Genomic DNA, 24,556 nt, shown 5'->3' on the forward strand with positions numbered 1-24,556 from the left:
CAAAACATGGGCTCAGTCATTATAGGAGGGATACTATGAATAACAAAGAAATCGTCGCACAAGCGATCCATCAAGTAGTAAAAGAAGATCTATCGATCGAACAAGTTCAGCAATTACTGGAAAATCCAAAGTCAGCCGACCATGGGGATGTGGCATTCCCAGCCTTCTCGCTAGCAAAAGTCTATCGGAAAGCGCCGCAGCAAATTGCCGCAGACTTAGCAGAAAAAATCGATCAAGCGTCTTTTGAAAAAATTGAAGTGGTCGGTCCATATTTAAACTTCTTTATGGATAAAAAAGCAATCTCTGCCCACGTCTTAGAGCTGGTTCTCAAAGAAAAAAATCATTTTGGCGATCAAACCATCGGCAATCAGCAAGCAGTACCGATCGATATGTCTTCACCAAATATTGCCAAACCCATCTCAATGGGGCATTTGCGTTCCACTGTGATTGGTAACTCGATCGGCTTTATTTTAGAAAAAATCGGTTATCAGCCAATTCGCATCAACCATTTAGGCGACTGGGGCACACAATTTGGGAAATTGATCGTTGCCTATAAAAAGTGGGGGTCAGAAGAAGCGGTCAAAGCGGAACCAATCAACGAACTATTACGTTTGTATGTTGATTTTCATGAAGCAGCCGAGACAGATAAGCAATTAGAAGATGATGCGAGAGCTTGGTTCAAGAAACTAGAAGATGGTGACCAAGAAGCAATGGATTTGTGGCAATGGTTCCGTGATGAATCATTAAAAGAATTCAATAAAATCTACGATATGTTGGAAGTTTCCTTTGATTCATTGAATGGCGAAGCTTTCTATAATGATAAGATGACAGAAGTCGTGGAATTATTAGAAGAAAAACACTTGCTGAAAGAAGACCAAGGGGCAGAAATCGTTGATTTGGCTGCCTATGACTTAAATCCAGCCTTGATCCGCAAATCCGATGGTGCGACCCTTTACATCACACGGGACATGGCTGCCGCACTGTACCGCAAACGGACCTACAACTTTGCAAAATCATTGTACGTGGTAGGGAATGAACAAAGTTATCACTTCAAACAATTAAAAGCTGTTTTGAAGGAAATGGGCTTTGAGTGGGCAGATGATATGACCCACGTACCATTTGGGTTGATCACCAAAGATGGGAAAAAACTGTCTACAAGAAAAGGCAAGATCGTTCTTTTAGAAGAAGTATTGAATGAAGCGATCGATTCAGCAAAAGAACAAATCACTGAAAAGAACCCAACCCTTGAAAACAAAGAAGAAGTAGCAAAACAAGTTGGTGTCGGGGCAGTCGTTTTCCACGATTTGAAAAATGACCGTTTGAATAATTTCGACTTTACGCTAGAAGAAGTTGTCCGTTTTGAAGGAGAGACCGGTCCTTACGTGCAATACTCTCATGCCCGTGCCATGAGCATTCTTGAAAAAGCCAACTTTGATCCCGCTGCTGTCAGCAGTCTGGCGTTGGCAGACGCTGAGAGCTGGGAAGTTATCAAATTGATCCAACGCTACCCAGAAACGGTCATGCAAGCGGCGGAAAAATATGAACCATCCGTCATTGCCAAACATGCCATCAAATTGGCACAGGCCTTTAATAAGTATTACGCCAATGTGAAAATCTTGGCTGAAGATGCGGAAAAAGACGCACGTCTGGCTCTAGTTTATGCAGTAACGACCTTATTAAAAGAAGATTTACGGTTGCTTGGTTTACATGCACCCGACAAAATGTAACAAAAAAGCTGTATCCTTGTTTCGACAAGGACACAGCTTTTTTGTAGTAAAAATACAGATAGGTCACATTTGTTCAGTGTTTTATAAGACCGCGTGGTTTCTGATAAATTGATAAAATGTTTCGGCGTCTTCGTCGCTGCGGGAAATCACCGCTACTGTATCAAAGCCCGCCAACGAGCATACTTTTTCTGGCATGGTCACTTCATCGATCGCTGCCGAAAGCAAAGGCGCATTGTCCGCAACGGTATGGATCAAGGTCATGAATTGCACACGATCTACTTTAGTGACAACGTCTTCGATCATCTGTATCAAGCGCTGCTCTTCTTCTTTTTCATCCTCAGAAGCTTGCATTCCTTGAAAAATGACAAACTTTGTCTGACCTGACTCATCAGGTACTTTCACGATTTTCAAATCACGAATATCGCGAGAAATGGTCGCTTGCGTGGCGGAGACTCCTTGGACTTCCAATTGCTGCAATAATTCTTCTTGCGTGCGTACAGTATGTTCAGTAATGATTTGTCTAATAAGTAAATGGCGATCAGCTTTTCGCATAGGTAAACTCCTTTAAGCATGATTGATTAAGTCAGCCTTATCATAGCAGATAACACCGAAAAAACCTAGATATAATAAGAAAAGAATTAGAACGTTAAAAAAAAGCCGAACCACGAATCGTAGTTTTTCATTTGAATCAGTTGCATTTCTTTTTTAGCTACTGTATACTGTTTAAGGCGTGAGTTTTTCACGTCAATCCCACATCTTGTTCCATCTGCGAAGCGGTGCTGATCGATTCAGTTCTTCAAAGAGTAAAAGAGCAAGAGAGGAAAACAAAAAACCAAATTGGAGGAAACACAACATGGCAGTAATCTCAATGAAACAATTACTAGAAGCCGGCGTACACTTTGGTCACCAAACTCGTCGCTGGAACCCAAAAATGAAGAAATATATCTTCACAGAAAGAAACGGCATCTACATCATTGATTTGCAAAAAACAGTGAAATTAGTAGACGCAGCTTACGACTACATGAAAAATGTTGCTGAAGAAGGCGGCGTTGCATTGTTCGTAGGTACTAAAAAACAAGCACAAGAAGCAATCAAAGAAGAAGCAATCCGTTCAGGTCAATACTATGTTAACCATCGTTGGTTAGGTGGAACTTTGACAAACTGGGAAACAATCCAAAAACGTGTTGCTCGTTTGAAACAAATCAACAAAATGGAAGAAGATGGTACATTTGCTGTTCTTCCTAAAAAAGAAGTCGTTGGCTTGAACAAAGAGCGCGAACGTCTTGAAAAATTCTTAGGCGGTATCGCTGATATGCCAAGAATTCCAGATGTAATGTACGTTGTTGACCCACGTAAAGAACGTATCGCGATCCAAGAAGCACGCAAATTGAATATCCCGATCGTAGCGATGGTCGATACAAACTGTGATCCAGACGAAATCGATGTTGTTATCCCATCAAACGATGACGCTATTCGTGCCGTTAAATTGATCACTGCGAAAATGGCAGATGCTTTCATCGAAGGTAACCAAGGCGAAGACCAAGTAGCAGAAGAAGATTTTGCTGCTGAATCAACAGAAAACGCAACTTCAATCGAAGAAATCGTTGATGTTGTCGAAGGCGACAACGCATCAGCTGAATAATAAATGATGGAGCTGTTTCAAAGGCTAGGCGCCAAGCCTCACTCTCCTTTGAAACAGCTTTTTTTAAAGACAAGCAATCTTGTTTAAAAACATTTAGGAGGAAACAAAAAATGGCAGAAGTAACAGCTAAATTAGTAAAAGAATTACGCGATATGACTGGTGTAGGAATGATGGACGCAAAACGTGCATTAGTTGAAGTAGAAGGCGACATCGAAAAAGCCGTAGACTTATTACGTGAAAAAGGTATGGCAAAAGCTGCGAAGAAAAACGACCGTATTGCTGCTGAAGGATTAGCATCTGTAGCGATCAACGGCAACACAGCAGCAATCGTTGAAGTGAACTCAGAAACTGACTTCGTTTCTAAAAACGAAATGTTCCAAGACTTAGTAAAAGAAATCGCTGAAGTAATCGCAGCGAACAAACCAGCTGATATGGATGCTGCTTTAAAATTAGAAACTTCTAAAGGCACAATGGATGCTGCGTTGATCGAAGCAACACAAGTAATCGGAGAAAAAATCAGCTTCCGTCGTTTTGAAGTTGTTGAAAAAGATGACAATGCTGCTTTCGGCGGTTACCTACACATGGGCGGACGTATTGCTGTATTGACTGTTCTTGAAGGAACAACTGACGAATCAGTTGCGAAAGATGTTGCGATGCACGTTGCAGCGATCAACCCTCGCTACGTGAACGAAGCACAAATCTCTCAAGAAGAATTGGATCATGAAAAACAAGTCTTGACAGAACAAGCATTGAACGAAGGCAAACCAGCGAACATCGTTGAAAAAATGGTTGAAGGACGCTTGAAGAAATTTAAAGCAGAAATCGCTTTGGTTGACCAACCATTCGTTAAAGACCCAGATATGACAGTTGAAAAATATGTTGCATCAAAAGGCGCAACTGTGAAATCTTTTGTCCGCTTTGAAGTCGGCGAAGGTATCGAAAAACGCGAAGACAACTTCGTTGAAGAAGTAATGAGCCAAGTGAAAAAATAATTCTGTTCCTCGAACAGATGGGAACGCATGGAAGTGCGCTCCCTTTTTTTAAGCAAAAACGGTTTTTGAAGAAATAGTGTAGATAATTTTCAACGAAAGAGCACCAATATGCTACAATAGTATTGGAGAATGTACGGAGGAATCATGATGGGCAAACCAAAATATCAACGTGTTGTATTAAAATTAAGTGGTGAAGCATTAGCGGGTGACGAAGGCTTTGGGATCAAACCACCGACGATCCAAGAGATCGTTAAAGAGATCAAGGAAGTCCACGAATTAGGTGTACAGATGGCAATCGTGGTCGGCGGCGGAAACATTTGGCGTGGACAAATCGGCGCGCAAATGGGGATGGAAAGAGCCCAAGCTGATTACATGGGCATGTTAGCGACTGTGATGAATGCTTTAGCATTACAAGATACACTAGAAAACGCTGGTGTACCAACGCGTGTCCAAACTTCGATCGAAATGCGTCAAATCGCAGAACCTTATATTCGTCGCAGAGCAGAACGTCACTTAGAAAAAGGGCGGGTCGTCATTTTTGCCGGCGGAACCGGAAACCCTTATTTCTCAACTGATACGACCGCAGCCTTACGGGCAGCTGAAATCAACGCCGATGTCATTTTGATGGCAAAAAACAATGTTGATGGCGTCTACTCAGCAGATCCTAAAACGGATCAAAGTGCTGTGAAATTTGAAGAATTGACTCATTTAGAAGTCATTTCTAAAGGATTGCAAGTAATGGATTCAACCGCAAGTTCATTAAGTATGGACAACGATATTCCATTAGTCGTATTCAACTTGAATGAGCATGGAAACATTCGCCGCGCCATTTTAGGTGAACATATTGGAACGACAGTAAGGGGGAAATAACATGGCTGACAAAATTTTAACAGAAGCAAAAGACAAAATGAAAAAAGCAGCAGAAAACTTGCAGCGGGAATTAGGACAAATCCGTGCTGGCCGCGCGAACGCGAGCATCTTAGACCGCGTAATGGTTACTTATTATGGTGTACCAACACCCTTGAACCAAATGGCTTCAATTACGATTCCAGAAGCAAGAATTTTGATGATCACACCTTTTGACAAAACAATGATCCAAGAAGTAGAAAAAGCTATCATGCAAAGTGATGTAGGGATTACACCTGCCAATGATGGAACGGTGATTCGTTTGGTGATTCCTCAATTAACGGAAGAACGTCGTAAAGAATTAGCAAAAGATGTGAAAAAAGAAGCTGAAAATGCGAAAATCGCCGTCCGTAACATTCGTCGGGATGCCATGGAAGCTTACAAGAAACAAGAAAAAGCTGGCGATATCACAGAAGATGATTTGCGAGAATCTGAAAAAGAAGTGCAGACTGCTACAGATAACAGCATCAAAGAAATCGATGCCATCGCAGCTGAAAAAGAACAAGAATTACTTGAAGTTTAAAAGGAATGACGAAGAGTCGCTTCAGCGGCTCTTTTTTTATGGGCGAAAGTAGCTCATGTACTTGAAAATGACAGCTGTTTTTTTGTTTTTTCTTAATATAGAAATCTTTTCTTGGTTTTCATAGGCAAGAAATCTGATTATTGTTATAATGTAAAAGATGAATTTCAAGAATTGGAAGAGGAGCGAATACGATGCTGCGTTTTTTTCCACAAAAAGACAAATATATCAAAGAAGCGGCTGAACATGAATTTGATCCATCACTGCCGATTCCCCAACACATCGCGATCATTATGGATGGCAACGGCAGATGGGCGCAAAATCGGCGCTTGCCAAGAGTAGCTGGCCACAAAGAAGGCATGGAGACGGTAAAGAAAATCACGAAACACGCTTCACACTTAGGTGTGAAGGTATTGACGCTTTATGCATTTTCGACAGAGAATTGGAAACGGCCGAACGAGGAAGTAGACTTTTTGATGCAACTGCCCGTCGACTTTTTCGACACCTTTGTTCCTGAGCTGATCAAAGAAAATGTTCAAGTCAAAGTGATGGGGTTCACGGATTCTTTACCCGCGCATACACAAGAAGCGGTCAAGCGAGCGATCGACCAAACCAAAGATAACACCGGGATGATCTTGAATTTTGCTTTAAATTACGGCAGCCGCGCGGAAATTTTGACAGCTGTCCAAGCACTTTATGAAGAACTCTCAGCTTACGGCGAAGCTCTACCAGAGCTCACGGAAGACATGCTGGGGACGCATTTGATGACTGGTTTTTTACCAAACGCGTTACGTGATCCTGAATTGGTGATTCGAACGAGTGGTGAGGAACGTATCAGTAATTTCTTATTATGGCAGATTGCATACAGCGAGTTATTCTTTACAAAGGCGCTCTGGCCTGATTTCGATTCTGCGTTATTAGAGGACGCGATTGGGAGCTTTCAACAACGAAACCGGCGTTTTGGCGGTTTGAAAACGAAGGAGGAAGAAGAGTGAGACAACGTGTAATCACTGCGGTCGTCGCATTAGCCTTTTTCCTGCCAATTATTTATATTGGCGGCATTGCCGTCGAATTGCTGGCAGCAGCAATGGCAGGAATTGGTGTTTATGAATTATTTCGGATGAAAGGATTAGCTATTTTCAGTTTTGAAGGAATTCTTTCAATCCTCGGAGCGGTAATCTTAGTTTTGCCTCAAGAACGCTGGTTTTTCTTTTTGCCAGAGGGGACAGATAAAAGTGCCTTGTTTTATCTGATCGTTCTTTTGTTACTAGGGATCGCGGTTATTTCGAAAAATACGTATACCATCGATGAAGCTGGCTTTCCGGTGATCGTTAGCTTATATACCGGTGTCGGGTTTGAACGTTTTTTGACGGCACGGTCAGCAACGGATGGCTTAGTCGTTTTAGTTTTCGGTCTCTTTATCGTGTGGGCAACGGATATTGGAGCATACATGGTGGGACGGCGTTACGGTCAACGAAAATTATGGCCGGAGATTTCTCCTAATAAAACCATCGAAGGGGCCCTAGGAGGGATTGCTGCTGCGGTGGTCGTAGCTGGTTTGTATCTATTAGCATTTCCTGGGAAAGATTATTTTGGACACGGTAGTGCCATGATGATTTTATTGACGGTCCTCTTTTCGATCGCTGGGCAATTCGGTGATTTAGTGGAATCGGCGATCAAACGTCATTATGGCGTGAAGGATTCAGGGAATATCCTGCCAGGTCACGGGGGAATCTTAGATCGCTTCGACAGCATGTTGTTTGTGTTTCCAATCATGTATTTATTTGGCGTCTTTTAAAAAATAGTTAGAAGCGCAGGCTTGGCTTGCGCTTCTTTTTTTAAATTCTTGTTACAACGGGAATGTGAGTTCCTCAACGGGAACCGGTGTGATAAAATAAGGAAAGGCTGCCCTGAATGAGAGGGATGCTGTGAAAGAGAGGAACGAGCATGAAAACGATACTTGTATTTATCATTATCTTTTCCGTGGTGGTAGTGATTCACGAATTCGGACACTACTTCTTTGCAAAACGGGCAGGTATTTTAGTAAGAGAGTTTGCCATCGGTATGGGGCCTAAATTGTTCGCGCATCAAGCGAAAGATGGGACGACCTACACGATTCGGATGCTGCCATTAGGCGGGTATGTCCAAATGGCAGGCTGGGGCGAAGATGAAACCGAATTAACGCCTGGTATGCCAGTCTCCTTGGTTCAAGATGCAACTGGCAAAGTCATCAAAATCAATACGAGCAAAAAGATCCAATTGCCGCAAGCGATCCCCATGGAAGTGACCGACTTTGACTTGGAGGAGAAGTTGACGATCACTGGCTTCATCAACGGCAATGAACAAGAAGCAGTTACGTACGCTGTGGATCATGACGCAACGATTATTCATGAAGATGGCGTTGAAGTTCGGATCGCACCAAAAGACGTTCAATTCCAGTCCGCAAAGCTTTGGCAACGAATGCTGACGAATTTTGCCGGACCGATGAATAACTTTATTTTATCCTTGGTTTTATTCACTGGGTTGGTGTTTGCGCAAGGTGGTGTCGCGAACCAAGATGCAACCATCGTGACAGGAATCGAAGCAGGAACCCCGGCAGCTGAAGCCGGACTGCAAAATGGCGACGAAATCTTAGCAGTTGAAGGTGTCGATGTATCCAACTGGTCAGAATTGACGACAGAGATCCAAAAGTATCCAGATACTCAGATTGCTCTAGAAGTTAAACGAGGAGCAGAAACACTAGATTTGACGGCAACTCCTGCGAGTCAAGAATCTGGGGAGACTACGATTGGTTTCTTAGGGATCACGGCTTCGTTAAAAACTGGCATCGGAGACATCTTACTGGGCGGCTTGCAAACGACCATTGACAATTCATTGGTGATTTTTAGAGCAGTCGGCAACTTGATCGCCCAACCAGATATCAATAAATTGGGTGGACCGGTAGCGATTTTCCAACTGTCTTCTCAAGCCGCATCGCAAGGTGTCACAACGGTGATCGCCATGATGGCGATGATTTCCATCAACTTGGGGATCTTTAATTTATTGCCGATTCCTGGATTAGATGGCGGGAAACTGGTTTTAAATATTTTAGAAGGTGTGCGAGGCAAGCCAATCAGTCAAGAAAAAGAAGGCATCATTACCCTGATTGGGTTTGGGTTTTTGATGCTGCTGATGGTTCTCGTTACCTGGAATGATATCCAACGTTTCTTCTTTTAAAAATAAGACGCACAAGCAAATCAATTGTTGATCGGGTGAACATGATTTTTTGTAGCAAAGGAGAAAAAAATGAAACAGTCAAAATGTTTGATTCCGACATTGCGGGAAACCCCCAGCGATGCGGAGACGTTAAGTCATCAACTGTTAGTTAGGGCCGGGTATATTCGACAAGTGGCTGCAGGCATCTATGTCTACTTGCCATTAGCACAAAGGGTGTTAGAAAAGATCAAGCGGGTCATTCGTGAGGAACTGGCACAAATCGATGCCGTAGAGATGGCGATGCCTTCTTTGCTTCCGTATGAACCATGGAAGGAGTCTGGACGGGCCTCATTGTATGGTGAGTCTTTGTATCGGTTGACAGATCGAAACGAACGAGAGATCGTTTTAGGACCCACTCACGAAGAGCCGTTCACGACATTGATCAAAAACGAGATCACGTCTTATAAGCGGCTACCCTTGAGCTTGTATCAGATTCAAACGAAATATCGGGACGAACAGCGGCCGCGTTTTGGATTGATTCGCAGCTGTGAATTTATCATGCAAGATGGCTATTCTTTTCACGCCGATGAAGCCAGCTTAGATCAAACCTATAATCGCTACGAAATGGCTTACCATGCCATTTTGAAACGCTGTGGGATCGAATATCGGACAGTGGTCGGGGATAATGGCTTGATGGGTGGCCGAGATTCAAAAGAGTTTTTGGCATTGTCTGGAATCGGCGAAGAGCTGATCTGTTATTCGACTGAAAGCGACTATGTCGCCAATTGGAAACTAGCAACTAGTCAGTATATCGCTAAAAAATCTCATGAGACCTATTTAGAGTTACAAAAAGTCGTTCATGAAGAGTCTCTATCGTTAGAGGAACTGGCGAAAACATACGAAACGGATTTGCAAAAAATCGTTCAAGTATTTTTGCTACTCGTTGACGAGCAAGTCATTATGGTATTGCTTCGAGGTGATCACAGTCTTAATGAAACAAAGATCAAGCATTTTTTAGCCGCTGATCAAGTGAAGATCTTGACTGCTGAAGAAGCCGAGTCGTATCTGACCAGTGACGCACAACTTCGCAGCCCCATTGCGCTTGCTGATTCGATCCAATTGTATGCGGATCAGCATGTCCAAGATATGGCGAATCTGATCGTACCAGCGGCAGAAAAACAGAGCTATTTTCTTAATGCAAATGTAGGCCGTGATTTTCAACCACTAGCCTTTGCCGATTTTCGCTTGGTTCAAGAAGGCGATCCTTCCCCAGATGGAAAAGGGACCTTAACCTTTACGCGAGGAATCGAAGTTGGGCATATCTTCAAGTTAGGAACCAAGTACAGCGAGGCGCAAGAAGCGACGGTTGTCGATGAAAATGGCGATGAACAACCAATCATCATGGGCTGTTATGGTCTGGGGGTTTCTCGGTTGCTTTCAACGATCGTCGAACAATATGGCAATGAGTTTGGGATCGATTGGCCCCAAGAAATTGCCCCATTTGATGTGCATATCATCCAAACGTCGATTGAAGATAGCTATCAAAATGCCTTAAGTGAAGAAGTAGAAGAAATGATGAACCAAGTCGGCTATCAAGTATTGGTGGATGACCGCAATGAACGTGCAGGGGTCAAATTTGCAGATGCCGATTTGATTGGTTGTCCGATTCGCTTGACCATCGGTAAAAAAGCCGTAGAAGGCATCGTGGAGATCAAAATCAAGCATACTGGCGCAACCGTTGAAGTGAGGAAAGAAGAAGTCGCTTCGACCCTAACGATTTTGTTAGCCAACCAAGAATAAATCGAAACAAATGGTAGATCGAGAAAGGAAATCCTTTCTCGATTTTTTAATGAAAGTGAAGACAAAAAGAGGTATACTAATGAGTACTGAGAAAAGGAGGATCTTCAATTGTCAAAAGAAAGAGAGACCTTTGAGATATTATTAGACCAAATTGCAGCTGCCCCAAATCTTCGGCAGCATCCATTGATGCAGACTGCCCAAATCAGACAAGTAACCGTGCATCGACAATCAAAAGCCTGGACATTTTATTTCCAATTCGAACGTTTATTGCCGGTGATGGTGTATCAGTCCTTTAAACAACATATTGAATTGGCATTTAAAGAGATTGCGGAAGTTCGCATTGTCATTGAAGCTCAAGACGGTTCCTTTGATGAGCAGTTCATTCAAGAATACTGGCCATTGGCGTTAGCCAATCAAAATTGCGATCGGCCGTTAGTTCATCAAGTGATCAAAAATCAAATGCCCATGATTCAAGAGAACAAGGTGATTTTACCCGTCAACAATGATGCGGTCATCACGATTTTGCAGCAACAGTACTTACCGATCATTGAGGAAAATTATGGGACTTTCGGGTTTCAAAAATTTCGGATCCTGCCACAGCTAGACAAAGAACAGGCTGAGGCAGCCTTGAAAGAACTTGAAGCACGAAAAGAAGAACAAACGGCAGCCTTCCAATTGCAAGCCGCTGAGAACTTAATGGCTCACGAGCAACGCAAAAAAGAAGTCAAAACAGTCGAATTTGACGGACCAATCGCCTTGGGACGTAATATTCCTGCTGATGAACCTGTGACACCGATGATCAATATCATCGAGGAAGAACGCCGAGTTACGATCCAAGGGTATGTCTTTGATAAAGAAGTCCGCGAATTGCGTTCAAAACGGAAGATTTTGATTTTGAAAATCACCGACTATACGTCGTCGTTTAGTGTGAAAAAATTCTCCAACAATGAAAAAGATGAACAAGTCTTTGATGCTATTGCTAAAGGTAGTTGGGTCAAAGTGCGTGGTAGTGTTCAAGAAGATACCTTTATGCGAGATCTCGTTATGAATGCGCAAGATTTGCTGGAAGTCAAACACGAGGCCCGCAAAGATTATGCACCTGAAGGCGAAAAACGGGTCGAACTTCACCTGCATTCCAATATGAGTACGATGGATGCAACCAACAATGTGGCAGACTTTGTCGCTCAAGCTGGCAAGTGGGGTCATAAGGCGATTGCGATCACCGATCATGGTGGAGCACAAGGGTTTCCTGATGCCCATCACGCCGGAGAAAAAGCCGGGGTGAAAATTCTTTACGGTGTGGAAGCCAATATCGTGGATGACGGGGTAGCGGTTGCCTATAATCCGCAGCCTGTCCCACTGACTGATGCCACGTATATCGTGTTTGACGTGGAGACCACCGGATTGTCTGCAGTGTACGACACCATCATTGAATTGGCCGCTGTGCGGATGCATAAAGGCAACGTGGAAGGTTCCTTTGATGAATTCATCGATCCGGGCCATCCTTTATCACGAACGACCGTAGAATTGACGGGAATCACCGATGAAATGGTTCGGGGGTCAAAATCGGAAGAAGAAGTCTTACGCTTGTTCCGTGAGTTTTCTGAAGGAGCCATTCTAGTTGCCCACAATGCGTCATTTGATATGGGCTTCTTAAATACCAGTTATCGAAAATACGGTATCCCAGAAGCAGAAAATCCCGTCATCGATACATTGGAACTCGCTCGTTATTTGTATCCAGAGTTTAAGCGATTCGGTTTAGGTGTCCTTTCCAAAAAATTCGGTGTTAGTTTGGAGCAACATCACCGAGCGATCTACGATGCCGAGGCAACCGGTCATTTAGCGTGGATCTTTGTCAAAGAAGCGATGGAAAAACATGACATGCTACTGCACGAAGATTTGAACCGACACGTGGGGGGTGAGAACTCCTATAAAGCAGCTCGGCCTTTCCATGCCACGATCTTAGCCCGAACACAGGCGGGATTGAAGAATTTATTCAAGCTGATCTCGATGTCGAATGTGAAGTACTTCCATGATAAAGTTCCGCGGATCCCGCGCTCAGAATTGGTGAAATTGCGGGAAGGATTGTTAGTCGGAACCGCTTGTGATAAAGGAGAAGTCTTTGTCGCAATGATGCAAAAAGGGGTCGATGCAGCGCGGGAACTTGCCAAGTTTTATGACTACATCGAAGTCATGCCCAAAGCAGTTTATGCCCATCTTCTGGAAACGGAACTCGTGAAAAGTGAAAAAGACCTAGAAGACATCATTCGGAATCTGGTAAAGATGGGGGAAGAGTTAGGGAAAATCGTTGTTGCTACTGGGAATGCCCACTACCTGAACGAAGAAGATGCCATTTATCGTAAGGTCTTGATCAATTCGATGGGGGGCGCCAATCCCTTGAATCGACATAGTTTACCGGATGTACATTTCCGAACAACCGATGAGATGCTGACCGCTTTTCAGTTTTTAGGTCCAGAAGTAGCGAAAGAAATTGTAGTGACGAACCCGAATAAAATCGCTGATCTTTGTGAAAAAGTCATTCCGGTAAAAGATGATTTGTATACACCAAAGATTCCCGGATCTGAACAAGAGATCACCGACTTGAGTTACAACCGTGCCAAAGAGCTATACGGTGATCCATTACCAGAAATTGTGGAAAAACGTTTGAAAAAAGAGCTTGATTCGATCATTGGGAATGGGTTTTCCGTGATCTATTTGATCTCACAAAAACTGGTTCATAAAAGCAATGAAGACGGCTACTTAGTAGGGTCGCGGGGATCAGTCGGTTCTAGTTTTGTTGCAACTATGACTGGGATCACTGAGGTCAATCCATTAGCCCCTCATTATTATTGTCCCGATTGCCAGTATTCTGAGTTTTATGAAGACGGCTCGTATGGTTCTGGTTATGATATGCCAGAGAAAAAATGTCCAAAATGCGGCACCCGTCTGAACAAAGATGGCCATGATATTCCTTTTGAAACCTTCCTTGGCTTCCATGGCGATAAAGTCCCCGATATCGATTTGAACTTTTCAGGGGAGTATCAGCCAGAAGCCCATAACTATACGAAAGTGCTCTTCGGTGAAGAGTATGTCTATCGTGCCGGAACGATCGGTACCGTAGCGGACAAAACAGCCTTTGGGTTCGTAAAAGGCTTTGAGCGCGATCATAATCTTCATTATCGTGCAGCCGAAGTCGATCGTTTGGCAAAAGGCGCCACTGGCGTCAAACGGACGACTGGTCAGCATCCGGGGGGGATTATCGTTATTCCAGACTATATGGATGTCTATGATTTCACCCCGATTCAATACCCAGCAGATGATCAAAATTCAGAATGGAAAACGACCCACTTTGATTTCCATTCGATTCATGACAATATTTTAAAACTGGATATCCTGGGACACGATGACCCAACGGTGATTCGGATGCTACAGGATTTATCAGGAATCGATCCTAAAACAATCCCCACGGATGATCCGGAAGTGATGCGTATTTTTGGTGGTACGGATGTGCTAGGTGTGACTGAAGAGCAGATCTACTCAAAAACAGGTACATTAGGCATCCCAGAATTTGGTACCCGATTTGTGCGAGGGATGTTGGATCAAACCCATCCATCGACCTTTGCAGAGCTCTTGCAGATCTCTGGTCTTTCCCATGGTACCGATGTATGGCTGGGCAATGCTGAAGAGCTGATTCGTCGCGGAGACGCTAGTCTAGCAGAAGTAATCGGGTGTCGGGATGACATCATGGTGTATTTGATCCATGCCGGCTTAGATGACGGGATGGCCTTTAAAATCATGGAGACGGTTCGTAAAGGACAATGGAACAAGATCCCTGACGACTTGCGGGACACTTACTTGCAAGCGATGCGGGAGAACAATGTCCCTGAATGGTATATCGATTCTTGTTCGAAGATCAAGTACATGTTCCCGAAAGCCCATGCGGCGGCGTATGTTTTGATGGCGTTGCGGGTGGCTTACTTTAAAGTGTACTTCCCAATTCTCTATTACTGTGCTTATTTCTCTGTCCGGGCGGATGATTTTGATTTGATTGCCATGTCAAAAGGAAAAGACGCCGTAAAAGAACGGATGCAAGAAATCACTGACAAAGGATTGGATGCGTCAACGAAAGAAAAGAATCTGTTAACGGTTCTGGAGTTAGCCAATGAAATGTTAGAGCGCGGTTATGAATTTGGGATGATCGATCTGTATAAATCGGATGCGGAAAACTTCGTGATCGACGGGAAAAAATTGATCGCACCGTTTCGAGCAGTGCCGAGTTTGGGACTAAACGTAGCGAAACAAATCGTGGAAGCACGAAAAGACGGTCCCTTCTTATCGAAAGAAGACCTCGCCAATCGCGGGAAAGTTTCTAAGACCTTGATTGAATACATGACGGATAACGGTGTTCTTAAAGATCTACCAGATGAAAATCAGTTGTCGTTGTTCGATATGTTATAAGTCAACAGCTGTTCACTTAAAAAAAGCACATCATCGCAGCATCTAGTATAGCTAGTTTCTGCAAGACGTGCTTTTTTGTCTTGTTTGTGAGGGCCACCTAAGCAGCCACAATCTGGCGAAAATCAGAAAAATCGTGGTCTATAGTGACAAATCATAAGGGGAGTTGCCGTTCGGACAGCGAATCAATCGAACCTTTACCATACAAAGAGAAGAAAAATACTCGTTACCGAAAGAAGCGAATGTCTTTGGTAACGAGTATTTTTCGACAAAGTTCGTCAAATAGCTAAAAAAAGAAAAAAAGCAAAACAGGCAAATACACCATGTAAAGTAAGACGGAATACCCTAAACATGAAGTTGCAAATTCTTCGTCCCCTTGGTAGTTTCGTACAAGAATCGGGACAGAGTTTTGGACGGGCATAGAGGCTTGAATAATAAATACAGAAAGCATCAATTCAGGAACAGGGATGATTCTGCTTAACAACCACACGACTAGGGGCGAAAGAACGAACCGACCAAACAAGACACCGGCAATGTCTTTGGTCATTCGCAAATTTTTGAGTCCCCCAAAGTAGACAATGATCCCGATAATAAACATTGATAGGGGCGTCGTTAAATCTGCTAGGTAGCTTCCAAGGCCATCAACAAATGAGGGCAGCGGTAAGGTGAACAGCATCCAGATCAAACCGATGATGAAACCAATCAAGGCTGGTGAAAAAATCTTTTTTAGCATGACCAATGGATGAAAGGAAATCCGGGCTTCACCAAAATCAGGATTGTCTTTTGCTAACTCAAAAATACCGATGGTCCAAAATAATGTCGTATTTACAATATAGTACAACAATACATAAGGAACGGCTTTTTCACCAAAAATGGCTAAATTGATTGGTAAGCCGATGAAGATCGTATTGGAAAAGGTAAACATGGCGGAAAATGCGCCTTGGTGTTTGGCTTCAACTTGGGTGAAACGGCGCCATAAATAACCAGCGAAGTAAGTGATCATCATGGAAAGTAAAGGGATGATCATCCCCGAAACTAATGAAAGAAATTCATCTTTCGTAAAGTTTTTAATGATCGTCAAAAACATATTGGCTGGTAATGAGACATTCAATACCAATTTTGAAAACGTATCGGCGGTTCGATTAGAAAACCATTGTTTGTAAGACAACCAATAACCGATAAACATGAGACTGAAAATGACAAAAATATTGATATATGCTTGAAACATGCGCTCACCTCTCATTTACTATAGCGAAAGGCAGTAGAAGAAGCAACTGATTCCCATTTGAAAACAACAAAAAACCAAACCACTCATTGAGCGATTTGGTCAAGAATTACTTCCGTTGCTGCTTGCCAGCGTTACGACCTTTTCCGTTAGGCTTTGTCGTATTTAGCGCCTTTTTGACAGCTTCTGTTTTTTCAGGCGTTACGTCTTTACGAGGCGTAACTACCGTTTTAGGCGGATTTGCTTTCATTTCCGCTTCGACTTGGGCACGAATTTTTGGTTTCATGATGACATTTGTGATAAACGTTTGGATACAACTGAAGACCCCACCAACTACCCAGTAAAGTGTCACACCAGCTGGTGCACTCATGGACATGAAAACGATCATCAATGGAGAAACGATCAACATGGTTTTCATCGTTTTTTTCTGTTCTTCCGGAATCCCGATGGTTGAGATATATCCTTGTGCCAAGTAGGAAAGACCAGCAATCGCCACAAAGAGAATGCTTGGGTCGCCTAAAGATACGCCAAAGAATTCAGAGTTTTGGATTCCTTGTGTGTAACGAGCGGTGAAATAAAGAGCAGAGAAGATCGGCATCTGAATCAGCAAAGGGAGACATCCGATACCGCCAAACATACTGACGTTGTTTTCAGAGTAAATTTTTTGCATCTCCGCTTGCGCTTGCATTTGTTCTTCCCGAGTGGTTGCTTTTTTCAAATTGGCTTGCGCGATATCCACTTGGGGTTTCAGAAACTGCATTTTTTCACTTTGAACCATCGTTTTTCGAGACTGATGGATCCCTAATGGTAAGATAATGACACGGACAACGATCGTTACAGCGATGATCGCCCAACCGTAAGACCAGTTGAAGTTTTCAACGAGCATCGTGATCATATCCCCTAATGGTTTCACCAAAAAGCGATAAATCATTCCTGTTTCTTTCGGCGTACCATCAGCATTGGTACTGACACAGCCTGATAATGCTAATAACAGGCCAAATAATCCTGATGAAAGCAGCCATTTATTCATTTTAGACATTCTATTCTTCCTCTTCACAATAAATTTAGACAAAAATAACTATACTAAAAAAGACCGACTATTTCAATGTACAAAGAGAAATTCATTGAAAAATCAATCTTTCGACTTAGAAAACATTCAATTATCAATAATAGACTACGTCAAAGCTAGTACGTTCTTTAATGGTATCGTCTGGTTGGATGTCGATTTGGTTCACTTTCCCAGCGGGAGAAGGAGAATCTTTCACTCCGGCAACAAAGGCATCGATGATTTTTTCATCTCCCATCGCTTCAATCGAAACAGAACCATCTGCCTCATTTTTTACAGATCCTGTGACCCCCAACTGATCGGCAAGCATTTTCGTGGTATAACGAAAGCCGACACCTTGGACACGCCCTTGAACATGGATTCGTAGTTTCTTCATGGACAATCCCTCCTCTGCTTATAATGATAGCGTTTTTTCAGCAAAAGAACAAGTTAGATCGATTGACTCATGCTATAATAAATCGAGGTGACCACATGAAAGAAATTCAATCGAAAAAAAATACCTTTATCAAGGAAATCAAAAAACTAACACAAAAAAAACACCGTACACAGACCAATACGTATTTGATCGATGGCTGGCATTTAGTGCAAGAAGCGCTGCAGGCCAAAGTACCAATCAAAGCGTTGTTGGTAACACCGCGAGGGTTAAGCGAAGTCAACGGGCAGCTCGATGATTATCAGGAAGAAAGCTATTTGATCACAGAGGAGATCGCAGCGATGCTTTCTGATTTACCAACTCCACAAGGAATTTTTGCCGTGGTGGAAAAGCAAGAGCAAGACTTACAGACACTGACGGGCAACTGGTTGATTTTAGATAATGTGCAAGATCCCGGGAACGTTGGCACCATGATTCGAACAGCAGATGCTGCTGGGTTCAGCGGGGTTTTTCTCGGCGAAGGAACAGCCGATCTTTACAGCACCAAAGTCTTGCGCAGCATGCAAGGTAGCAACTATCATTTACCAATTTTAGAAGGAGCGATCCCGCCATTTCTCCAACAGCTACGCTCAGCTGGCGTGGCGATTTATGGCACCGAATTAAATAAAGAAGCCGTTCCTTATACCGAGCTTCCTAAACAACAAACAGCTGCCTTCATTTTAGGTAACGAGGGACAAGGGGTTCACCCAGAACTGTTGGCTTTGACTGACAAAAATGTGTATATTCCCATCTATGGTCAGGCAGAATCATTGAATGTCGCCATTGCAGCCGGGATTTTGATGTATTTTGCTGTCAGTTAGATTTTTAAGGAACTGTTAAACTATTTGAATCTGTTGCACCTCACCTAGAATCTTCGATGAATAGGTGCTATACTTTGTCTTGTAACAATCAAGCAGATCAAAAAAAGGTGGCAGACAAAAATTTATGACAGAAAAATGGCAAGAAGATAGCGAATATATGTCTTACGTGGCTGACCTGTTAGAAACAGAAGCTGTAAAAAAATTAGCCAACTTTGTGCAGCATATGAACTCCACACGTTTGGAACATTCGATCAGCGTCTCTTATTATAGTTACAAATTGGCCAAGAAATGGGGCGGCGATGCTCGTGCAACAGCTCGTGCAGGACTCCTTCATGATTTATTCTACTATGACTGGCGTACTACAAAGTTTGATGAAGGTACCCATGCGTATATGCATCCACGAATTGCAGTAAAAAATGCTGAAAAAATCACTGAACTAAGTGATCTAGAAAAAGATATCATCTTGAAACATATGTGGGGAGCAACGATTGCGCCGCCACGTTATAAAGAAAGCTATATTGTTACAATGGTTGACAAATATTGTGCGATCAAAGAAGCATCAGAACCACTTACAGAAAGTATGAAAGAAAAATGGCAACAACGTTTCTGGAAGAAACATCGTACGATGCAATAAGAAAAAAGTTCTTCGAACCAGCCGGTTCAAAGAACTTTTTTTGTTTGCTTAGCCAAAAATAAGTTGGAGGATCGCTGCACCTACATAAAGGATCAGCAAGGTGATCAATACCGTTAAGTGTCGTCTTTTGTGCATAAAAAGGATCGCTACGAATTCTCGTAAGAAGGCATTAGGTAAATAGTAAAAGGCGGTAGGTGCTCCGATACCATCTGCTTTAAGTTGTGCTTGATCTGCATAGAGACCGGCACGAAAAATATGGTAATTGTTGGAGGAAAAAATTACTTTGTAGCCATTTGGCTTTAAGGAATCCATGATTTCTTTCGAAAACTTCATGTTTTCATAAGTAGTCGTGGAATTTGTTTCTACTAAAATCTCTCCTTCGGGCACTCCTTGCGCAACTGCATATTCTTTCATCGCGACAGCTTCTGGCCGCTTTTCATCGCTTCCTTGGCCGCCTGACATCAGTAACCGAGGAGCCGTTTTTTTCGCTTTAAATTGCGCTTCGTAGAACGAGATTGCTTTATTGATACGCTTGGCCAATAAAGGGGAGACCGTGGTGCCATTCAAAAGACCTGCTCCTAAGACGATGATAAAATCTTGATTGTAACGAGGATGATTGAACTGATAAATGACTGAAATCGATAAAAAGTTCAAAAAGACCACAAATAGATACAGCAGACTTAGGGGAACCACGCCGAATAAGGTTCGGATCCAATCCGGGAAAAAGTGCAAAAGGGGATCTGAAAATAATAAAACGGTCAAAACTAACGCTAAGATCAGGGTCAATAGATTGGCGATCGATCGCGATTCTCTTCGTAAAACAATAATGGAATTCCAGTAAAGAAAGACCACAAGGATGGCCAATCCGAATAATAATACAGCAAGGAAAATCGCTAGTAAAACAGCCAATAGACCACCTACAAGAATATCTTGTGTTCGGTATAGATTGATGACTAAGTAGCCACCAAATGCTAAGACAAACAAATTAAAGAGCAAGCCATTTACGAGTCGGTGCTTGTTGCGCCGATAAGAAAATAAAAAAAGGCCGGCGAAGGCGACTGGTATTAGAATAAAGAAACTGCCTGTCCGTAATTCTGAGACGGCTAAATAAATCAGCAGGGCTAAAATCGTCCAACAGCACTCAAAAAAGAAAATATCTGGCTCATCTTTTTTCTTGCGCCATTTTTGAACGACGATCACACCCGTCAAATAGCTGATAGCAAAAATCAGCAATTGCGTAAAATCCATGTTTTTCACTCCTTTAACGATACACCTAGTATACCGAAAAATGACAAAAATTGCTTGTTGCTAAGGTCAAAGTTGCTGAATTTCTTGCAATTCGCTAAAATGAAGAAAAGAAGGAGGAAGGAACATGCAATTAGGTGAAGTGATTCGCGTTGAACGGCCCGCTTTTTATGTGATCGGAAAAGAAGGCAAGGGATTAGCGGAAGAAGGAGCTTCTTGGGTACCAGCGCTATGGGAACTTGCAACAAAGGATTTTGAAGAGATCGAATTTCTAGTGAGCGATCAAAAGGCAGAAGAACTGGAATTTTGGGGCTTAATGAGTGATGGCACCAATTGGTTAGAGCCTTGGCAAGAAACCGGCCGTTATTTGGCAGGCGTTCAAGTCCATACAGAAAATTTTCCTCCCGTCGGTTGGGACCGTTGGGAAATGCCCGCAATGACCTATCTCGTTGTCAAAACGGATGAAAAAAACTTGACCATGATGACTGAAAAAATGTTGATGGAAGTTTTACCAGAAAACAACGTCTACTTGTCAGCAGCGATCCAAGAAAGATATCTTCCTCATTTTAAAGAAGGGGAAGTTGAATTGTTTTTCCCTGTTGAGCCTTTGGCAGCAGCAACGGTGGAAACGGTAGAATAAAAAAATCTGTCCGTGAGGCAATCTTTGCTCAGGACAGATTTTTTCTATGGTTTGGATTAAAAAAGATTCTCGAAAAAGTTAGACACACCGCGCCAAGCACGAACAAAGATGTTGGCTTTTTCCACCGTTTGTGTTGTAACTAATCCTGCAGTTTCGTCATGATCAGAATCATCAATATAACCAAGCGTATCAGCTGGAATCGAAGCACTTACAGTACCGACTTCTGTACCCTCAGTCAATGGCGCTTGCAAGGCAGAATCACGATAGTGCTCATTAAAGTCAATGGTTGTTTCAAAGGCTGTTGCATCCATATCTCCACGTACCCATAAGGTCAAACCTTGATTTAAGGCAACGGGAACACTCAATTCTTTCCCATCTTTAACTGCCACCGTCTGTGTATCTTCTAACTGTGCATTTTCTGGTAAAATTTCTACTTGTTCCCAAGCGTCGAAGGAGTAGTCCATCAACCGACCTGTTTCGATAAAGCGTACGCTTGGATTTTCCGCATGACCATTGACGTTTAGCACGACGGTGATAATTCGTTGACCATCCTTGACGGCGGTTCCGACAAAGCATGCCCCTGCCATATCTGTCGTACCAGTCTTAAGACCATCAACACCATCTTTCGTATTCGTAAAACCTGGAAGCATCCAGTTCCAATTGACCATCTCGACAGGCGAATAGGAACCTTCGCCAAATTGTTTGGTGGAAAGACTCGTTACTTCTAAAACGTCTGGAAAGTCTTGCAGCAAATGACGAGCAATCAGGGCGACATCTTTTGCGGACAGTTCGTTTTCGTCAGTAGAAGTTGACCCAGGATAAATATTGTCTCCTAAATAAGCATTGTTCAAGCCAGAAGCATTGACGATCTTTGCGTCGGTGATACCCCATGATTGCACTTTTTCTTGCATTTGATCAACAAAGGCACTTTCAGACCCAGCAATCAGTTCCGCGAGTGCGACGATTGCAGCATTTGCAGATTGGATATAACTGGCATCATACAAATCTTTTACTGTATAGGTAACGTCTTGATGCAAAGGGACATTCGATAAGTTTGGCGACACGCTGAGATTCGCGGCATAATCTGAAATAGGGACAGGATCATCCCAAGTGATGGTTCCTTGCTCTACTTGCTCAGCTACGAGGTAGAGACTGATGATCTTGGTAATGGAGGCGATGCCCATGGCAGTCTCACCATCTTGATCATACAATACTTTCCCTGTGTCAAAATCGATGGAGTAAGCGGCTTTTGCATCGACTGAAAAATCTTGGATCTCTTCGGCGCTCATAGCTGTATCATCAGCATACGAAACGAGTGGTAAGCCGGCAGCAGCAAAGAGGATTGCCAAAGCAGCAACGAAGGAATACCCGAACTTGGTTATTTTCTGCATATATGTAGTAGCTCCTTTAAAGTTGTATCTAAGCAAAAATTTTAACAAAGAGTATCCACCGTTGCAATACTCTAAGAGAAAACTTAGCATTTAATTGCGTAAGACCGATCCTTCAGTAGACAAACTGAGACGTTACGTGACTAAGGTTGTTTACTGTAAATACCAGCAAAAAAACTTGCCTTCCTATATTTATATAGAAGGCAAGTTTTTTGAATTGACATAGGGTCAAACTATTTCCCTTAGCGACGATTGGAATGGATTCTCGGGTTTTGGTTTTGGGCTCTGACGGGAACTTTCACCGCCTTCGTTTCTTGTTGCATGGCCAATTTTGCTAAAAAGAATGTCCCAGCTAACAATGCAGCTAAAGCAAAGATGGAAAAGAGTGAAATAAAGGTCGTTAACATAAAAATCCCTTCTTTCTATTTAAAATAAATGTGGAAGGTAGGAATCGAACCTACACCTTAATCTATGAACGATCAAACATCACTCAACGGAACACCTTGTTCAACCACTTGTTAAGTTAATGATAGCATGGATTGCCAAGAAATGCTGATAAAAAGTCTGAGAATTGACTGAAGAAAATGTGAAGAAAACATGAACCTGGCTTTCTCAGCGATCTTAGATGATTTTTGTCAAAGAATAGTGGCAATCTTCTGCTTCATCATATAAAGTAATGACGGAGCCTTTTTGTTCAAGAACTAAATGATAGCCAAATGTGTCCAGTAAAACTAACCGCGTCGGAGTCAATTCAACGATGGAAGCAGTCAAAGGCTTGCCTTCGATGGTCAATGAATAGTCATTGGCTATTGCTAATGTGACATCTTCTTTTGTCTTGGAAGTAAAACGCCAATTACCAATGAAATTCTGCCGATTCTCATTTTTTTGCTTTTCTTTTCGCAGCAGCAAAGAGCTGACCACGCCCGTTGCAAGAGATAAACCAATCAAAATAGACCTTTTCTTCATTTATACACGTCCTATCATTTACGATTCATCAAGTTGCGCCTTGTGGACAGGTGTCCACTTTTTCGCACTAGAAAATAATTGCCATAAGTATACCATGAGAAGGTAAAAAAGCATGGTACTTTAGTTTGAAGTTTAGAAGTTTTTATCAAAATATGCTATGATTCAAAAGAGCAGGTGAGAAAATGAATTATCCGAATACCCTTTTAGCCACGTTTCTCGTGCGAGACAACCGGTTCATTGCCCGATGTCTCGTTGACGATCAAGAAGTAATCGTCCATGTAAAAAATACCGGACGAGGAAAAGAGCTCTTGCACAAAGGTGCGCTTGTTACCCTGCAATATTGGGACAATCCGAAACGCAAAACCAATTACGACTTGATCTCAGTCAAGAAACAAGACCAATGGATCAATATTGATAGTCAAGTACCGAATCGATTAGGCTATGAAGGCCTCTTGGATGGTACGATCCAGTTGCCGAATATCAAAGGGAGAATCTCGCTTTTGCGAAGGGAAGTTGTCTATGGGACATCAAAATTCGATCTTTATTTTGAAACAGATGAACAAGAAAAAGGCTTTTTAGAAATCAAGGGAATGACCCTTGAAAACAAGCAAGTCGGTGCTTTTCCAGATGCACCAACCATTCGCGGCTTGAAACACGTCAATGAATTGATCCATGCCAAAGAAGCTGCCTATTATGCGGCGGTTTTGTTTATGATCCAATTTGAAGCGGTGCAAATCGCCACGATCCATCGACAGATGCAGCCGGATCTGGCCGCTAAAATCGCCGAAGCGCAAAGCAAGGGTGTCGAAGTGTTTGCCTATAATTGCCAAGTAAACCAAGGGATGATCACGGTCAAAGAACCGATCCCTTTTGATTTGAATGTCGTTTTTGACGACCCTAATCTATAGAAGAAAGAAGGAAA

At 42.7% G+C, this 24,556-nt stretch carries 22 protein-coding genes; 14 read left to right on the plus strand and 8 right to left on the minus strand.

Features of this window, described 5'->3' with window-relative positions:
* The first annotated feature begins 35 nt into the window (after window positions 1-35).
* Window positions 36-1,727, plus strand: a complete 1,692-nt coding sequence (argS, locus tag ENLAB_RS14410) for an arginine--tRNA ligase (RefSeq protein ID WP_096742445.1) — start codon at window positions 36-38, stop codon at window positions 1,725-1,727.
* A gap of 81 nt (window positions 1,728-1,808) precedes the next feature.
* Here the strand turns inward: argS and ENLAB_RS14415 are convergent, their stop codons facing one another.
* Window positions 1,809-2,279, minus strand: a complete 471-nt coding sequence (locus ENLAB_RS14415; protein ID WP_005236999.1) for an arginine repressor — start codon at window positions 2,277-2,279, stop codon at window positions 1,809-1,811.
* A 301-nt stretch (window positions 2,280-2,580) separates the two neighbouring features.
* On the opposite strand from ENLAB_RS14415, the gene rpsB reads away from it, so the two are divergent.
* The 9 genes from rpsB to ENLAB_RS14460 all read left to right on the plus strand — a co-directional run bounded on the left by rpsB (window position 2,581) and on the right by ENLAB_RS14460 (window position 15,240).
* Window positions 2,581-3,369 carry a 30S ribosomal protein S2 gene (rpsB, locus tag ENLAB_RS14420; RefSeq protein ID WP_005229426.1) on the plus strand — a complete coding sequence of 263 codons (789 nt, stop codon included), beginning with the start codon at window positions 2,581-2,583 and terminating at the stop codon, window positions 3,367-3,369.
* Between the two features lie 110 nt (window positions 3,370-3,479).
* Window positions 3,480-4,361, plus strand: coding sequence for a translation elongation factor Ts (gene tsf / locus ENLAB_RS14425; RefSeq protein WP_005229432.1), 882 nt, complete (start codon window positions 3,480-3,482; stop codon window positions 4,359-4,361).
* 147 nt (window positions 4,362-4,508) lie between these two features.
* Complete coding sequence (pyrH, locus tag ENLAB_RS14430; protein WP_005229433.1) at window positions 4,509-5,231, plus strand: UMP kinase; 723 nt, start codon at window positions 4,509-4,511, stop codon at window positions 5,229-5,231.
* 1 nt (window position 5,232) lies between these two features.
* Window positions 5,233-5,790, plus strand: coding sequence for a ribosome recycling factor (gene frr / locus ENLAB_RS14435; protein WP_077452616.1), 558 nt, complete (start codon window positions 5,233-5,235; stop codon window positions 5,788-5,790).
* A 191-nt stretch (window positions 5,791-5,981) separates the two neighbouring features.
* A complete protein-coding gene (gene uppS, locus ENLAB_RS14440) occupies window positions 5,982-6,782 on the plus strand; it encodes an undecaprenyl pyrophosphate synthase (protein WP_244351723.1) in 801 nt (266 codons plus the stop codon).
* The gene (locus ENLAB_RS14445) at window positions 6,779-7,585 is read left to right on the plus strand and encodes a phosphatidate cytidylyltransferase (RefSeq protein ID WP_077452615.1); all 807 of its coding nucleotides are present in this window, start codon (window positions 6,779-6,781) and stop codon (window positions 7,583-7,585) included. Before uppS ends, ENLAB_RS14445 begins: the two co-directional genes overlap by 4 nt.
* A 149-nt stretch (window positions 7,586-7,734) precedes the next feature.
* Window positions 7,735-9,003: an RIP metalloprotease RseP gene (rseP, locus tag ENLAB_RS14450; protein ID WP_081118765.1), complete on the plus strand. Its 1,269-nt coding sequence runs from the start codon at window positions 7,735-7,737 to the stop codon at window positions 9,001-9,003.
* Window positions 9,004-9,072: 69 nt separating this feature from the next.
* On the plus strand, window positions 9,073-10,782 hold the full coding sequence (locus ENLAB_RS14455) for a proline--tRNA ligase (RefSeq protein ID WP_244351724.1): 1,710 nt from the start codon (window positions 9,073-9,075) through the stop codon (window positions 10,780-10,782).
* A gap of 108 nt (window positions 10,783-10,890) precedes the next feature.
* On the plus strand, window positions 10,891-15,240 hold the full coding sequence (locus ENLAB_RS14460) for a PolC-type DNA polymerase III (protein ID WP_086292830.1): 4,350 nt from the start codon (window positions 10,891-10,893) through the stop codon (window positions 15,238-15,240).
* Window positions 15,241-15,523: 283 nt separating this feature from the next.
* Here the strand turns inward: ENLAB_RS14460 and ENLAB_RS14465 are convergent, their stop codons facing one another.
* The 3 genes from ENLAB_RS14465 to ENLAB_RS14475 all read right to left on the minus strand — a co-directional run bounded on the left by ENLAB_RS14465 (window position 15,524) and on the right by ENLAB_RS14475 (window position 17,904).
* Window positions 15,524-16,465, minus strand: coding sequence for an AEC family transporter (locus tag ENLAB_RS14465; RefSeq protein ID WP_200125250.1), 942 nt, complete (start codon window positions 16,463-16,465; stop codon window positions 15,524-15,526).
* A 106-nt stretch (window positions 16,466-16,571) separates the two neighbouring features.
* Window positions 16,572-17,501 carry a membrane protein insertase YidC gene (gene yidC / locus ENLAB_RS14470; RefSeq protein WP_010749323.1) on the minus strand — a complete coding sequence of 310 codons (930 nt, stop codon included), beginning with the start codon at window positions 17,499-17,501 and terminating at the stop codon, window positions 16,572-16,574.
* Window positions 17,502-17,625: 124 nt separating this feature from the next.
* On the minus strand, window positions 17,626-17,904 hold the full coding sequence (locus tag ENLAB_RS14475) for an acylphosphatase (RefSeq protein ID WP_005236969.1): 279 nt from the start codon (window positions 17,902-17,904) through the stop codon (window positions 17,626-17,628).
* Window positions 17,905-17,999: 95 nt separating this feature from the next.
* Here ENLAB_RS14475 and ENLAB_RS14480 point away from each other — a divergent pair, with 95 nt between their 5' ends.
* Complete coding sequence (locus tag ENLAB_RS14480) at window positions 18,000-18,761, plus strand: TrmH family RNA methyltransferase (protein WP_244351726.1); 762 nt, start codon at window positions 18,000-18,002, stop codon at window positions 18,759-18,761.
* Between the two features lie 124 nt (window positions 18,762-18,885).
* Entirely contained in the window at window positions 18,886-19,395 is a 510-nt protein-coding gene (locus tag ENLAB_RS14485) for an HD domain-containing protein (RefSeq protein WP_077452608.1), read from the plus strand.
* Between the two features lie 48 nt (window positions 19,396-19,443).
* On the opposite strand, the gene ENLAB_RS14490 is transcribed toward ENLAB_RS14485, so the two are convergent.
* Complete coding sequence (locus ENLAB_RS14490; protein WP_244351727.1) at window positions 19,444-20,643, minus strand: YdcF family protein; 1,200 nt, start codon at window positions 20,641-20,643, stop codon at window positions 19,444-19,446.
* 124 nt (window positions 20,644-20,767) lie between these two features.
* Here ENLAB_RS14490 and ENLAB_RS14495 point away from each other — a divergent pair, with 124 nt between their 5' ends.
* A complete protein-coding gene (locus ENLAB_RS14495) occupies window positions 20,768-21,280 on the plus strand; it encodes a GyrI-like domain-containing protein (RefSeq protein ID WP_244351729.1) in 513 nt (170 codons plus the stop codon).
* A 56-nt stretch (window positions 21,281-21,336) separates the two neighbouring features.
* Here ENLAB_RS14495 and ENLAB_RS14500 read toward each other — a convergent pair whose 3' ends face one another.
* From ENLAB_RS14500 to ENLAB_RS14510, 3 genes are all read right to left on the minus strand, one after another.
* Window positions 21,337-22,671, minus strand: a complete 1,335-nt coding sequence (locus tag ENLAB_RS14500) for a serine hydrolase (RefSeq protein ID WP_142962855.1) — start codon at window positions 22,669-22,671, stop codon at window positions 21,337-21,339.
* Window positions 22,672-22,910: 239 nt separating this feature from the next.
* The gene (locus ENLAB_RS14505) at window positions 22,911-23,075 is read right to left on the minus strand and encodes a hypothetical protein (protein WP_170920150.1); all 165 of its coding nucleotides are present in this window, start codon (window positions 23,073-23,075) and stop codon (window positions 22,911-22,913) included.
* Between the two features lie 214 nt (window positions 23,076-23,289).
* A complete protein-coding gene (locus ENLAB_RS14510; protein ID WP_244351731.1) occupies window positions 23,290-23,634 on the minus strand; it encodes a DUF4828 domain-containing protein in 345 nt (114 codons plus the stop codon).
* A gap of 182 nt (window positions 23,635-23,816) precedes the next feature.
* Here ENLAB_RS14510 and sfsA point away from each other — a divergent pair, with 182 nt between their 5' ends.
* On the plus strand, window positions 23,817-24,542 hold the full coding sequence (gene sfsA, locus ENLAB_RS14515) for a DNA/RNA nuclease SfsA (protein WP_244351734.1): 726 nt from the start codon (window positions 23,817-23,819) through the stop codon (window positions 24,540-24,542).
* Window positions 24,543-24,556: the final 14 nt, after the last annotated feature.

Origin of the sequence: Enterococcus innesii (genome assembly GCF_022846515.1) — a bacterium.
Taxonomy (GTDB): Bacteria; Bacillota; Bacilli; order Lactobacillales; family Enterococcaceae; genus Enterococcus_D; species Enterococcus_D innesii.